At 69.6% G+C, this 13,356-nt stretch carries 14 protein-coding genes; 7 read left to right on the plus strand and 7 right to left on the minus strand.

What is annotated here, in order from left to right; all coding sequences use genetic code 11:
* Window positions 1-34: 34 nt before the first annotated feature.
* Entirely contained in the window at window positions 35-865 is an 831-nt protein-coding gene (locus ABT294_RS08600) for a helix-turn-helix transcriptional regulator (RefSeq protein WP_350804506.1), read from the minus strand.
* 102 nt (window positions 866-967) lie between these two features.
* Here ABT294_RS08600 and ABT294_RS08605 point away from each other — a divergent pair, with 102 nt between their 5' ends.
* Window positions 968-2,380 carry an MFS transporter gene (locus ABT294_RS08605; RefSeq protein ID WP_350804507.1) on the plus strand — a complete coding sequence of 471 codons (1,413 nt, stop codon included), beginning with the start codon at window positions 968-970 and terminating at the stop codon, window positions 2,378-2,380.
* Window positions 2,381-2,773: 393 nt separating this feature from the next.
* On the opposite strand, the gene ABT294_RS08610 is transcribed toward ABT294_RS08605, so the two are convergent.
* Window positions 2,774-2,998 carry a DUF397 domain-containing protein gene (locus tag ABT294_RS08610; protein ID WP_350804508.1) on the minus strand — a complete coding sequence of 75 codons (225 nt, stop codon included), beginning with the start codon at window positions 2,996-2,998 and terminating at the stop codon, window positions 2,774-2,776.
* Between the two features lie 57 nt (window positions 2,999-3,055).
* Window positions 3,056-3,919 carry a helix-turn-helix domain-containing protein gene (locus ABT294_RS08615; protein ID WP_350804511.1) on the minus strand — a complete coding sequence of 288 codons (864 nt, stop codon included), beginning with the start codon at window positions 3,917-3,919 and terminating at the stop codon, window positions 3,056-3,058.
* Between the two features lie 675 nt (window positions 3,920-4,594).
* On the opposite strand from ABT294_RS08615, the gene ABT294_RS08620 reads away from it, so the two are divergent.
* The 6 genes from ABT294_RS08620 to ABT294_RS08645 all read left to right on the plus strand — a co-directional run bounded on the left by ABT294_RS08620 (window position 4,595) and on the right by ABT294_RS08645 (window position 10,293).
* Entirely contained in the window at window positions 4,595-4,810 is a 216-nt protein-coding gene (locus tag ABT294_RS08620; RefSeq protein ID WP_350804513.1) for a hypothetical protein, read from the plus strand.
* A 1-nt stretch (window position 4,811) separates the two neighbouring features.
* Window positions 4,812-5,453, plus strand: a complete 642-nt coding sequence (locus ABT294_RS08625; RefSeq protein ID WP_350804515.1) for a hypothetical protein — start codon at window positions 4,812-4,814, stop codon at window positions 5,451-5,453.
* 101 nt (window positions 5,454-5,554) lie between these two features.
* Entirely contained in the window at window positions 5,555-7,741 is a 2,187-nt protein-coding gene (locus ABT294_RS08630) for a molybdopterin-dependent oxidoreductase (protein WP_350804516.1), read from the plus strand.
* Between the two features lies 1 nt (window position 7,742).
* A complete protein-coding gene (locus ABT294_RS08635) occupies window positions 7,743-8,354 on the plus strand; it encodes an HD domain-containing protein (RefSeq protein ID WP_350804517.1) in 612 nt (203 codons plus the stop codon).
* 120 nt (window positions 8,355-8,474) lie between these two features.
* Window positions 8,475-9,296 carry a Rieske 2Fe-2S domain-containing protein gene (locus tag ABT294_RS08640; RefSeq protein ID WP_350804519.1) on the plus strand — a complete coding sequence of 274 codons (822 nt, stop codon included), beginning with the start codon at window positions 8,475-8,477 and terminating at the stop codon, window positions 9,294-9,296.
* A 157-nt stretch (window positions 9,297-9,453) separates the two neighbouring features.
* On the plus strand, window positions 9,454-10,293 hold the full coding sequence (locus ABT294_RS08645; RefSeq protein WP_350804520.1) for an NAD(P)H-binding protein: 840 nt from the start codon (window positions 9,454-9,456) through the stop codon (window positions 10,291-10,293).
* A 100-nt stretch (window positions 10,294-10,393) separates the two neighbouring features.
* Here the strand turns inward: ABT294_RS08645 and ABT294_RS08650 are convergent, their stop codons facing one another.
* The 4 genes from ABT294_RS08650 to ABT294_RS08665 form a co-directional block, all read right to left on the minus strand.
* Complete coding sequence (locus ABT294_RS08650; RefSeq protein ID WP_350804521.1) at window positions 10,394-10,612, minus strand: DUF8836 family protein; 219 nt, start codon at window positions 10,610-10,612, stop codon at window positions 10,394-10,396.
* A 30-nt stretch (window positions 10,613-10,642) separates the two neighbouring features.
* On the minus strand, window positions 10,643-11,398 hold the full coding sequence (locus ABT294_RS08655) for a sulfite exporter TauE/SafE family protein (RefSeq protein ID WP_350804524.1): 756 nt from the start codon (window positions 11,396-11,398) through the stop codon (window positions 10,643-10,645).
* Window positions 11,399-11,568: 170 nt separating this feature from the next.
* Window positions 11,569-12,489 carry an SPFH domain-containing protein gene (locus ABT294_RS08660; RefSeq protein ID WP_350804525.1) on the minus strand — a complete coding sequence of 307 codons (921 nt, stop codon included), beginning with the start codon at window positions 12,487-12,489 and terminating at the stop codon, window positions 11,569-11,571.
* A 78-nt stretch (window positions 12,490-12,567) separates the two neighbouring features.
* Window positions 12,568-13,356 (minus strand): ABC transporter ATP-binding protein, encoded by a 789-nt coding sequence (locus ABT294_RS08665; RefSeq protein WP_350804526.1) that lies wholly within the window; start codon window positions 13,354-13,356, stop codon window positions 12,568-12,570.

The following is a 13,356-nucleotide window of genomic DNA, read 5'->3' on the forward strand; positions in this document are numbered from 1 at the left end:
GAGCATGCCATGAACGACCGATATGTGCGCGTTTCTAGTGGTGAGCGATAAGCCAGTCCACCGCGTCGCGGCTGCGGTCGTCAGCCGGCCGGTAGACGATCAGGCGGGTTTCCGGCGCGGACGACAGGTTGAAGCTGGTGGTGCCGAAGCGCATCTCCCCCAGCTCCCGGTGCTTGTAGATCTTCTCGCGGGGGCCGGGTTCTGCGACGTCCTGCCTGGCCCAGAGCCTGGCGAACTCGGCGCTCTCGGCGCTGAGCCTGCGCACGAAGTCCTGCCAGCACGGGTCGTCGCTGTGGCGGCTGTAGGCGCCCCTGAAGACCGCGACGGCGCGCGCCAGCTCCAGGTCGCGGTTGACCAGGCTCACAGCCCACTGGGAGGTGAGGCACGTCTGCCAGAGCGTGTTGCGCTCGCTCTCGGGTGCCTCGACGATCTCGGGGAAGAGCGCCGCGTAGCCGGTGTTCCAGGCCAGCGCGTCGCAGCGGCTGTTGGCCAGGCACGCGGGCATCGGGTCGAGCTGGTGGAGTATCTCCTTCATGTCGGGGGTCACCCGAGCCGAGTCGCCGGCTGGCGGGCCCTCCTGCTGGCCCGCCAGCCGGTAGAGGTGCTGGCGCTCGGCGATGTCGAGCCGGAGCGTGCGCGAGATCGCGTCGAGCACCTGGCTGCTGGCGTTGATCGGACGCCCCTGCTCCAGCCACGTGTACCAGGTGACGCCCACCCCTGCCAGCTGGGCCACCTCCTCGCGACGCAGGCCGGGCGTGCGTCGCCGGGGGCCGGGCGCGAGCTCGACCATCTCGGGCGTGATGCGCTCTCGTCGGCTGCGCAGGAACGCCGCGAGGTCGGCACGCCTTGCTTCTGTCACGGTCACCTCTTCACTATGGACGGACCGGGCGAGGGGTATCCAGGTGGCGTTAGTACCAGTATAAGTAGGCTCTCGTTACTGGTACCAGCGAGGCGTCACTCTGTTCGTATGACACAATCTGCTGCCCTTTCTCCCCCTCTGGCCGCACAGCCGGAAAGAGCCAAGGCCAGCGGGCTGCTCCTCGCCGTCATCCTGCTCGGGCAGTTCCTGGCCGTCCTCAACGTCAACATCGTCAACGTGGCCACTCCGACCATCGAGGCGGACCTGCACTCGTCCGGCGCCGGGCTGCAGATGATCGTGGCCGGATACACCATTGTCTACGCCGTCCTGTTGATCACGGGAGCCAGGGTCGGCGACCTGTTCGGCTACCGCCGGGCTTTCCTCTATGGCCTGGCACTGTTCACCCTCACCACGCTCGGCAGCGGGCTCGCCCCCTCCACCGGGGCGCTGATCGCGTTCCGCTTGGCCCAGGGCGCCGGAGCCGCGATGATGATGCCGCAGGTGCTGACGCTGATCCAGCGCAACTACCAGGGCCCGGCCAGAGGCCGCGCGCTCGGCCTGTGGTCCGCGGTCGTGAGCGGCGGGATCGTCGTCGGGCAGGCGCTCGGCGGCATCCTGCTCGGGCTCGGCGCCGGTTGGCGGATCGTGTTCCTGGTGATGGTGCCCATCGGGGCGTTGCTGCTCGTCGCGGGCGTCCGCGCGCTCCCCGCCGACCAGGGCGGCGGCCGCGGCGGACTGGACCCATGGGGCCTGCTGACCCTGTCGGCCGCCGTGCTGCTCTTCGTGGTGCCGCTCATGCTCGGCAGGGAACTGCACTGGCCGCTGTGGGGCTGGATCTCGATGGCACTGAGCGTGGTGATGTTCGGGGTGTTCGTCCGGGTGGAGCGCTGGGTGACCGGACGCGGCGGACGCCCGCTCGTCGACGCCCGCGTGCTACGCGCCCCCGGCATGCGGCCGGGGCTCGGCGTGCTCCTGCTCGGCCCGGCGACCTGGGGCGCGTTCCTGTTCACGTCCGCGCTGCACCTGCAGGGCGAGTTGCACCTGTCGCCGTTCGCGTCCGGGATGATGATGGTTCCCTGTGCCGTGGCGTTCGCGGCGGTCGGGCTGCTCTGGCCGCGGCTGCCCGCCGGGCTGCAGCGCCCGCTCGTGCCGTTCGGGTACGTGGTCGCCGCGCCCGCCTACGTGGGGCTCGGGCTCGCGGCCGGTGGCGGCGCGCTGTACGCGGTGATGAGCGCGCTGATCGGCGCCGGGCTCGGCGTGCAGATCGCGGTGACCAACTTGGCGACGGAGCAGGTGGACGACGCCTACGCCGCCGACGCGAGCGGCGCGCTGCTCACCGTGATGCAGCTCGGCCAGGTCATCGGGGTGTCGACCGTGGGGACTCTGTTCATCTCGCTGAGCCAGGCGCACTCCGGCAGCTCGGCCTCCGTGGGGACCGCGATCGCGATGGCCGTGCTGGCCGTCCTGGCGGGCGTGTGCTCGCTGTTCCTGGCGCGACGGCGAAAGATCTCAACGACGTGAAGCTCTCGGCGGAGATGAAGAAGCGTCCTGGGACGACATCCACAAGGACCACGCCCAGGGCTTGAACGCCCTCACACCGAACCGGCCCGCGCCCATCGGACGCGGGCCGGTTCGTGGGTCGCCTCGCCCGCTCTGCCGGGAGTTCAGGGTTCCGATGCCGGGGCGTCCTGCCGCGCTTCGAGCTGCGGCGGTGGCCACCAGGGCGGGAGGTTCGGGGCTCCGGACCGGCGCAAGCCGTGTCAGTTGATCACCTGAACGTTTCCTGTGAAATGATGTACGGGTTCTTCCAGGTTCGCCGGGACGGTGGGCTTGGAGTGCAATGGAGGCTTGTGCTGTGCCTCTGCCGGAACGGCCCTGCTTGTTGTGCTGCTAGCAACCTGCCAGGGCCGTTCTTTATGCGCCGGCCGCGAGCGCCGCCAGGTCGAACTCACCTTCGCGGACGCCGGCCGTGAAAGCGGCCCACTCCGACGGGGTGAAGACCAGGACGGGACCGTCCTGGACCTTGCTGTCGCGCAGGGCGACGTTGCCGTCGGCCAAAGGGGCGACCTCGACGCAGGCGGTCGCGCCGTTGCAGAAGCTGCTCTTCTGCCACGCTGCCCTCTGAGTGTTGATGTACATTTTCTCCCCAAATGGGCGAAGGGGCGTCATTGCCCCTTTTTGAGATCTTCGTTCCACTCAGCGCCGCCACTGCATGGCCTTGCGCTGGATGAGGACGCGTGACTCGTCCTCGTCAAGCGATTCGGACCTGATGTGGTCGAACGCCGTCTCATATCCAGCCACCCGTTCGAGGTCCTCGACGAAGTGCGCGGTGTAGAGCTGCTCGAGATACACCACGTCGTCGAACGCCGCGAACTTCAGGTGGATGAACGCGCCCGTGTTGACCGGGTGCAGTGCATCCAGGGTCAGCACGTGGACGCTGACGTGCGGCAGCATGGACACCTCGAGAAGGTGCTCCATCTGCTCGCGCATCACCGAGGGTTCGCCGAAACGGCGTGTCAGCGCGGCCTCGTCGAGCACCACGCTCAGCTGGGCCGGATCGGGCTTGCGCAAGACACGACGCTGCCTGTCGAGGCGGGCCTCGACGCGGCTTCGGACACCGCTGTGCGTGATGCGTGCGATGCCACGGGTGGCCAGAATGACTTCCCGCGCGTAATCCTCGGTCTGAAGAAGGCCGGGCACAGCCTGGGGTTCCCAGTTGCGCTGGAATACGGCCTCCGCCTCCAACCCGAGGAATCTTGTGTACTCCTCAGGCAGAGAGTCTTCGTAATCTTCCCACCAGCCGCGCTGATCCGCGTCACGCAACAAGCCGAAGAGTTCGTCAAGCTTGTCGCCCTCGATCCGGTAGAGCTTGGCCATCGCCTGGACGTCCTCGGCGCTCGGCATGGTCTTGGCGGACTCGATGCGGCTGACCTTGCTCGGCGACCAGCCGAGTTCCCCGGCCGCCCTGGCTCCTGTCAGCTTCCTGCGTTCGCGGAGCAGACGCAGCTCCTGGCCCAGCCTGAGCCTGCGAACAGTAGGGCTGCCCTGCTGCGATGGCACCGTCCACTCTCCTTGTCGGGCATGAAGGCGTAGCCGGAAAGGATCGTTTGGAGCCCGGCTTCTTGGGCCGTTCGCTCAATCTTACACTGCAACTTGCATCGGCACTGCCACCCGACCTTGCCAGAAGGCTTCGGCGAGCGCACCGTAGGAACAACCGCAGCTTTTTCTTTTCTAGCGGCTCACGCAGGGAATGCAAGGGTCCCCTAACTACTGCTCCCCCAGCGGCCCGGCTGACAGTTCTCGTGCAACTTGCACCACAAATTATTCGGCAAGATGCGAAGAAACCGAAATCTTCTCTTGCTGAAAGTATTGCAGCTTCCATCACCCAGGGGGACGATCGTTCCAAGGGGGATCCGAAGGAGGCCGAGATGACGAAACGGCCGTGCACACCGGGTCTTCCACACCTGATCGCGAGCGGCCCGGCGGGCCGCCCCCTCGGCAGCGTCGCCGTCCCGGAAACGAAACTTCGCCCCAGGGAGGCCGCTTGCCGAACGGACCACACGGCCGCCTGATCGAACGCCGCGACAACAGCCGCTCATTCGAGCACGTAAAAGCCGGACCGGCGCCGACTGCCCGGTCACCGCATATGGGCTGCCACCCTGCGACGACGCGAGCCATCGGCTCTCGGTCCGGCGAAAGAAGCCACCTCGAGAATGCCGCGAAAGGGGCTCTTCTATGTACTCACAAGGTACCAAGGGGCTCAGCCGAATCAAGTCCCGGATCCGGGAACTCGTCGCCTTGGCCGACCGCGAGATCTGCATGGAGCCGGACGAGTTCGCCTACCGGCGAGGCTGGACCGTGACCCGGACGGGCTTCGGCTCCCGGTGCTACCGCGACCACCGCTTCGACCAGCTCAGGATCGCACCACTCGTGCAGGAGGAGGTGTCCTGAGATGCCGAGGAATCCGCGCAACCAGATCTACCCGGCCAACGAGGACCTTCCCGCCGCCGGCGGCTCGGGGGTGCTGACGAGGCTCTGGCGGCTCAGGACCGAACTGCTGCTGGTCCTGGCCGCCGGCCTGGTCACGCTGACCCTGCTGGGGGCCACGCAGCAGGGCAGGTGGGTCCCGTTCGTCGCGCTGACGAGCGCGATCTCGGTGCCCGCCGCGACCAGGGCCGGACGCAACTGGGCGGTGGCTCACTTCTGGTGCGTGGTGTCGAGGCACCGGCTGCAGAGGGTCTGCCTGGAGACCACCATGCACACCAGGGCGGGGCGCATCCCGCTGGTGCTCTGGATCACGCCCACGACCACCGGAGAGAAGGCGCTGGTCCTGACCAGGGCCGGGATCTGCGCCGAGGAGTTCGAGGCGTACGCGGAGGAGATCGCGGCGGCCTGCTGGGCCAGGAACGTCAACGTCTACCGGCACCGCGCCAGGGCGCACCTGGTCGTGCTGGAGATCGTCAGGCGCGACGAGGTCCCCGGCGCCACCTCACCCGGTCTCGACCACCTCTACGGCCGCCGCGCATGGGTGTCGATGAGACCCGACGAGCCGTCCGATATGCGCAGGCGCCTGGTTCTGCCGCAGGTCGGCTGAGCCCCACAGTCAAGCCCCGGAGACCGCGGGGGCTCCGGGGCTTCCCCATGCGCGACACGCGGGCCAAGATGAGTTCAGCTGACGAACTCAGGAGTCGTGATATGTCGACTGTTCACCGCACCTGCCCCTTGTGCGAAGCCGTCTGCGGCCTGACCCTGACCCTCGACGACGGCGGCCACGTCACGAGCGTCCGCGGCGACAAGGACGATCCGTTCAGCAAGGGCTTCATCTGCCCGAAAGGCGCCAGCCTCGGCCGCCTGGACGAGGACCCCGACCGGCTCCGCAAGCCGCTGATCAGGGACGGCGAGCTGTGGCGCGAGGCGACCTGGGACGAGGCCTTCGCCGCCGTCAAACGCGGCCTCGACCAGGTCTCCGAGCGGCACGGACGCCAGTCGGCCGGCATCTACCTCGGCAACCCGAGCGCCCACAGCATGGCCGGAGCCCTCTATGCCACGCCGCTGATCAAGGCGCTCGGCACCCGCAACGTCTTCTCCGCCAGCACGGCCGACCAGATGCCCAAGCATGTGGCCAGCGGCCTGATGTTCGGCCACCCGCTCACCATCGCCGTGCCGGACCTCGACAGGACCGACTACCTGCTGATGCTGGGGGCGAACCCGCTGGAGTCCAACGGCTCCCTGTGCACCGCGCCCGACTTCCCCGGCAGGTTGAAAGCGCTCAGGGCGCGCGGCGGCAGGCTGGTGGTGGTCGATCCGCGGCGCACCAGAACCGCGGCGCTGGCCGACGAGCACGTCTTCGTCCGTCCGGGCACCGACGCGTACCTGCTCTTCGGCCTGGTCCACACGCTCTTCGCCGAAGACCTGACCAGGGTCTCGCACGAGGTCAACGGCCTGGACGAGGTCCGCGAGGCGGCCAAGCACTTCCCGCCCGACGTGGTCGCGCGCCGCACGGGCGTCCCCGCGGAGGTGATCGTCCGGCTGGCCAGGGAGCTGGCCGCCGCCAGGACCGCGGCCGTCTACGCCAGGATCGGCACCTGCACCGCCGAGTTCGGCACCCTGGCCCAGTGGCTGGTGGACGTGCTGAACGTGCTCACCGGCAACCTCGACAGGCCGGGCGGCGCGATGTTCCCCAAGGCGGCCACCGAGTTCGGCGCCGGGCGCAGGACGTACGCGGTGGGCCGGTGGACGAGCCGCGTCAGGGGCCTGCCGGAGGCCAACGGCGAGCTGCCCGTGGCGACCCTCGCGGACGAGATCGAGACTCCCGGCGACGGCCAGATCAGGTTCCTGCTGACGGTGGCGGGCAACCCGGTGCTGTCCGCGCCCCACGGCGACCGCCTCGACCGGGCCTTCGCCCAACTCGACTTCATGGTCAGCGTGGACCCGTACCTGAACGAGACGACCAGGCACGCGCACGTCATCCTGCCACCGCCGCGCGTCCTGCAGTCGGGGCACTTCGACTTCGCGCTGCTCGGATTCGCGGTCCGCAACTACGCGCGGTACTCGCCGCCGCTGCTGCCGCTGGACGGGCGGCCGTCGGAGGCGCAGATCCTGGCCAGGCTGGCGATGATCGCGTCCGGCCTGGAAGGCGACCTGGACGAGTTCGTCATCGACCAGATGCTGCGCAAGGCCGTGGACCTGCCCGGTTCCGGCGTCGAGGGGCGCGACCCGGCGGAGCTGCGCGCGTCCCTGGAGGGCGGGACGGGGGCGGAACGCAGGCTCGACCTGATGCTGCGGCTCGGCCCGTACGGCGAGTGGGCGGTCAGGGGCGAGCTGTCGCTGCGCAAGCTGCTCGACCACCCGCACGGCCTCGACCTCGGCCCGCTGGAGCCCCGGCTTCCCGAGGTGCTGAAGACGGCCTCGGGCCTGATCGAGCTGGCGCCGCCGCTGCTCCTCGAGGACGTGCAGCGGCTGCGGGGCAGGCTGGAGGAGGAGCCGCCCGGGCTCGTCCTGATCGGACGGCGGCACCTGCGCTCGAACAACAGCTGGCTGCACAACGTGGGCCCGCTGGTCGGCGGCAGCAACACGTGCACGCTGCAGATCAACCCGGCCGACGTGGCGCGGCTGGGGCTCGACGGCGAGGCCGTGGTGCGGTCGGCCAAGGGCGAGCTGACGGTGCCGCTCGAACCGACCGACACGATCATGCCGGGCGTGGTGAGCCTGCCGCACGGGTGGGGGCACGCGGGGAGCACGCAGTCGGTCGCCGCCGAGCACGCCGGGGTGAGCGCGAACGCGCTGACCGACGAGTCCGCTATCGACGTTCCATCCGGGAATGCGGTGTTCAACGGCGTTCCGGTCACGATTTTGCCAACTGCTGTGATCACGGCACATTAGGGTGTCGCGCGTGACTATCGCGCCAGAAGAGGACCGCCTGAACGCCCAGATCGCCTTCGCCGTCGAGATCGACAAGTTGAAGCGGGTCGTCCGCCGCAACCTGCTCATGGACGGCTCGCGGCGGGAGAACGACGCAGAGCACTCCTGGTACGTAGGCATGCTGGCCATGGTGCTCGGCGAGCACGCGCCACCCGGCACCGACATCCAGCGGGTGGTAGCCATGCTGCTCGTGCACGACCTGGTGGAGATCGACGCGGGCGACACGTTCGTCTACGACCAAGCCGCCGTGGCCGCCCAGGCGGAGGCGGAGCGGGCGGCCGCCGACCGGATCTTCGCCCTGCTCCCCGGCGAGCAGGGCGAGCGGATGCGGGAGCTCTGGGACGAGTTCGAGGCCCGCGAGACCCGCGAGGCCCGCTTCGCCAGGGCGCTCGACCGGTTCGCCCCGATTTTGGCCAACCACCACACCGAGGGCGGCACCTGGCCGCTGTTCAAGGTGACGGCCGCGCAGGTCAAAGAGAAGGTCCGGCTGATCGAGGAAGGCTCGCCGTCGCTTGGGGCGTACGCCCTGGAGCTGGTCGAACTCTCCGTCGCCAGAGGACACCTGTCCGAGTGATGCCCTCCTGCCTGGGGTAGGGGACTTGTCGTGAAAGAGTCAGTTCGAGCGAGACGTCGGCAGTTGCGGCGTTTCGTGGGGCCGGTCGGTCTGGCTGACCGGCTCGAGAAGTCCAAGGCCATGGACACACCGATCCGGGTGCTGGCCAAGGCCGTCCGCACCCTGATCCGTCCCGGAACGCTGCGGGACGTGCTGCACGGCGTGCCCATCGGCAAGCCCCTGCACCCGCCGCTCGCGACGATGAGCCTCGGCTGCTGGCTGTCGGCCGTCGTCCTGGACGTCGCCAGGGCCGACCCGAGGGCGACACGGCTGCTCCTGGCCAGCGGCATCGGCTGCGGGCTGCCCACCGCCGCCGCCGGGCTGACCGACTGGTCGTCGCTGCACCGGGAGCAGCAGCGGGTCGGCTTCGTCCACCTGCTGTCGAACGTGACCGCGCTCGGGCTGTTCAGCGCCTCGCTGGCGGCACGGCTACGCGGGCGCGAGCGCGGCGGCCGGATGCTCTCGTACGTCGGGCTCGGTGTGGGGAGCATGGGCGCGTACCTGGGCGGGCACATGGCCTACCGGCTCGCCGCGGGGGCCAACCACGCGCCACAGGTGTCCCACCTGGTGCCGCTCGGGTGGCACGACCTCTGCCTGCTCAAGGACCTGCCGGAGGGCAGGCCGGTCGCGCGGCGGCTCGGCTACATCCAGCTGTTCGTGCTGCGCAACGGCGAGGGCGTCACCGTGCTCGCCGACCGCTGCCCGCACCTGGCCGGACCGCTGCACCAGGGCAGGCTGGTCGTGGAGAAGGGCGAGGCGTGCGTGGTGTGCCCGTGGCACGGCAGCACGTTCCGGCTGGAGGACGGCACGGTCAAGCACGGGCCCGCCACCGCGCCGGCCCCGATCTTCGAGACCCGCATCCAGCGTGACGGCACCATCCAGGTCCGCCCCAGCGTCACCTGACCTCGCCCCACGCCCTGCCCCGCATCGGCGCACGCCTGCCCGAGTTCCCCATCAGCGCCCACGTGGCCCACTCCCGCTCACGAGCGCACGCAGGGACCACCTCCCCCGAAGTGTGCGGTTGACCTGAACTTTGGTTCAGGTTCTACGGTCTGGAGCCATGAGCAAGATTCTGGTGACCGGCGCGACCGGCAATGTGGGCAAGCACGTCGTCTCCGAACTGGCCGGAGCGGGCCTGGACGTCCGCGCGCTGGTGCGTGACCCGAGCAGGGCGAGGCTGCCCGAGCGCGTGGAGGCCGTCCGCGGCGACCTGACAGTGCCGGAGACCCTGGAGCCCGCGCTGGCCGACGTGGAGAGCGTCTTCCTGGTGTGGCCGGGCTACTCGGCCGAGACCGCCGCCCCGGTGGTCGAGGCGATCGCCAAGCACGCCCGCCGCGTCGTCTACCTGTCGGCCGACGTGACGGACCTGGCGGACGGCGAGGAACCCACCCTGTTCCACCAGGAGGTCGAGCGGCTGATCAGGCGCTCCGGGATCACCTGGACGTTCCTGCGTCCCGTAGGCTTCGCCGCCAACACGCTGGGCTGGGCGGAGCAGATCCGTCAGGGCGTGGTCCGCTGGCCGTTCGGGCAGGCGTCCCGGGCGCTGATCCACGAGCGGGACATCGCGGCGGTGGCGGTCCACGTCCTCACCTCGGCGGGACACAACGGGGCGAAGTACGTCCTCAGCGGGCCTGGGCGGCTGACGCAGGAGGAGCAGGCGCGCGTCATCGGCGAGACGGTCGGACGCGAGGTGCGCTGGGAGGACCTGCCACGGGACGTCGCCCGCGAGCACTTGCTGGCGGCCTGGGGCGACGCCACGTTCGTGGACGGGGCGCTCACGGGGTGGGAGAGCTTCGTGACGTCCCCCGAGAAGGTCACGGACACGGTGGAGAGACTGCTCGGCAGGCCGCCCCTGACGTTCCGTCAGTGGGCCGAGGACCACGCGGCCGACTTCCGCTGACCACGCCGCCGCCTCCTCGACCGAGCACGACCGCCCTGTCGGCGAACCACCGCCACCGATCAACGGCGAGGCGACGCCGGTCTTCGGCGACGAGGCAGCGTCAGGCTTCGTCGGCGGGGTGCTCGACCAGGGCGAGGATGCGGCTGGACATGAACCGCGCGGTGCGGACCGCCGTGCCGCTGCGGGTCACCTCGCTGACCTCGACCAGCCCCCGCCGCGTGGTCACCTCCACCCGGCGCCCCGCACGGGTGGCGTTGACCTCGTAGGTACGCGGGCTGCCGCCCACATCGATGACGATCTCCACCCGATCACCCTTCATGTACGGATTTATACCCACGAAGCCTGGTATTTATCCGTACATCAGTTTGACAATTGCCACCACGCCGACGCACACGATGATCCCCCGAAGCACCGGCGCGGGGATCCGCCGCCCGATCCGCGCCCCCACGAACCCGCCCACCATGGACCCCACTGCCACGGCCAGCACCGCCCACCAGTCGACCCGGGCGACGACGATGAACAGCACGGCGGCGCAGCCGTTCACGATGAGGGAGAGCACGTTCTTCGCCGCGTTCACCCGCTGCAGGTCCTCGTCCAGGAAGCTGCCGAGCAGGCCGATCAGCAGCACGCCCTGGGCGGCCCCGAAGTACCCGCCGTAGACGCCCGCCGCCAGCACACCCAGCCACAGCTCCACGCCCCCGTGCGGGTGCGCGTGCTCCCGCCGCGCCGACAGCCACCCGTTGAGCTTCGGCTGCACCACCACCAGGACGCAGGCCACGGCGATGAGCACCGGCACCACGACCTTGAACACGCTCGGATCGAGGTAGAGCAGGAGGACTCCCCCGATCACCGACCCGAGCGCCGAGGCCATGCCGAGCCGTACCAGCCGCTCGCGCTGGCCCTTGAGCTCGGCGCGGTACCCGTACGCGCCCGCGAAGGACCCGGGGACCAGCCCGATGTTGTTGGACACGTTCGCCACGACGGGGTCGATCCCGACGGCCACCAGCGTGGGAAAGGTGATCAGCGAACCCGAACCGACGATCGCGTTGATCGCGCCAGCCGCCATTCCGGCCGCACAGACCGCGACCACTTCCCAGACCGTCACCCGACGAGCCTAGACGCGTCTCCAGCTCTTCTCGGCAGCGGGGGTTGGCGCGGAGCAGTCGGGCGCGCGGGCCCCTGCAAGAGTTCGCACGGAGGGGTCGGGTGTGCGGGTTCGTGCAGAGGGGTTGGGTGTACGCGTCCGTGCGGAGGGGCGCGGCGGCGGGGGGCGTGTCAGCGCTCGGGGTCCTTCGGCGGGCTGAAGAGGCTGCCGAGGCTCTCCAGCGCCTTGCCCATCTCCGAGGGGACGATCCACACCTTGTTCGCGTCCCCCTTGGCGATCTCGGGGAGCGTCTGCAGGTACTGGTACGCGAGCAGGCGCTGGTCCGGGTTGCCCTCGTGGATGGCCTTGAAGACCATGCCGATCGCGTCCGCCTGCCCCTTGGCGCGCATGGCCTGCGCCTCCGCGTCGGCCTGGGCGCGCAGGACCGCCGCCTCCGCCTCGCCGCGGGCGCGCAGGACCGCCGCCTGCTTCTCGCCCTCCGCCGCGAGGATGGCGGCCTGCCGCTGTCCCTCCGCGGTCAGGACGGCGGCGCGCTTGTCGCGGTCGGCGCGCATCTGCTTCTCCATCGAGTCCTGGATCGAGACCGGCGGGTCGATGGCCTTGAGCTCCACCCTGTTGACCCGGATGCCCCACTTGCCCGTCGCGTCGTCCAGGACGCCACGGAGCTCGGTGTTGATGTCCTCGCGCGAGGTCAGCGTGCGTTCCAGGTCCATGCCGCCGACCACGTTGCGGAGCGTGGTGACCGTGAGCTGCTCGACGCCGACCAGGAAGTTGGCGATCTCGTACGTGGCCGCCTTCGGGTTGGTGACCTGGAAGTAGATGACCGTGTCGATCGAGACCACCAGGTTGTCGGAGGTGATCACGGGTTGCGGCGGGAAGGAGACGACCTGTTCGCGCAGGTCGATCATGTCCTTGATCCGGTCGATGAACGGCACCACGAGATTCAGACCGGGCTTGAGCGTGCGGTGGTATCGGCCGAGCCGCTCGACGATCGCGGCCGTCGCCTGGGGGATGATGCGGATGGTACGCGCCACTCCGAAGCCCACCGCCGCGACCACGACGATGGCGACGATGAGCTGTTCCGTGGACATGGCGACGCTCCGAAGTCGAGATGTGCGACTTCGTAGATCCTATGAGCTTTTGGCGGCCTTTTTAGGTGTAAGACCGATCTAGTGGGCCCGGGCGTACCAACGGCCCTGCGCGCTGCGCTCCAGCGAGAGCGGCACGCCGAAGGTGCGGGTCAGGTTGTCGGCCGTCATCACGTGCTCCAGCGGCCCCTGCGCGACGACCGAGCCGTGACGCAGCAGCAGACCGTGGGTGAACCCGCTGGGCACCTCCTCCACGTGGTGCGTCACCAGCACCAGCGTGGGCGAGCGGTAGTCGCCGGCCAGCAGCGACAGCCGCCGCACGAGGTCCTCGCGGCCGCCGAGGTCGAGCCCTGCCGCGGGCTCGTCCAGGAGCAGCATCTCAGGGTCGGGCATGAGCGCGCGGGCGATCTGCACCCGCTTGCGCTCGCCCTCGGACAGGGTCCCGAAGCGGCGGCGGATCAGATGGGCGGCGCCCATCATGTCGATCAGCTCGACGGCCCTGGTGACGTCGTTGGAGTCGTACTCCTCGGTCCAGCGGCCCATGATCGCGTAGGACGCGGTCAGCACCAGGTCGATGACCTTCTCCTCCGGCGGGATCCGCTCGGCGAGCGCGGCGCTGGCCAGCCCGATGCGGGGGCGCAGGTCGAAGACGTCGGCCTGGCCGAGCCGTTCGCCGAGCACCTCCACGACCCCCTCGCTCGGATACAGCAACGTGGCGGCGACCTGCAGCAACGTGGTCTTTCCTGCGCCGTTCGGACCGATGACGACCCAGCGCTCGTCCTCGTTGACCGTCCAGTCGATGGCACGTAGCAGGGCCGTTCCGTCGCGCCTGACAGCCACGTCCTGGAGCCGCAGCACCTGACCACCCAT

Source organism: Nonomuraea sp. NPDC000554, from assembly GCF_040300065.1.
Taxonomy (GTDB): Bacteria; Actinomycetota; Actinomycetes; order Streptosporangiales; family Streptosporangiaceae; genus Nonomuraea.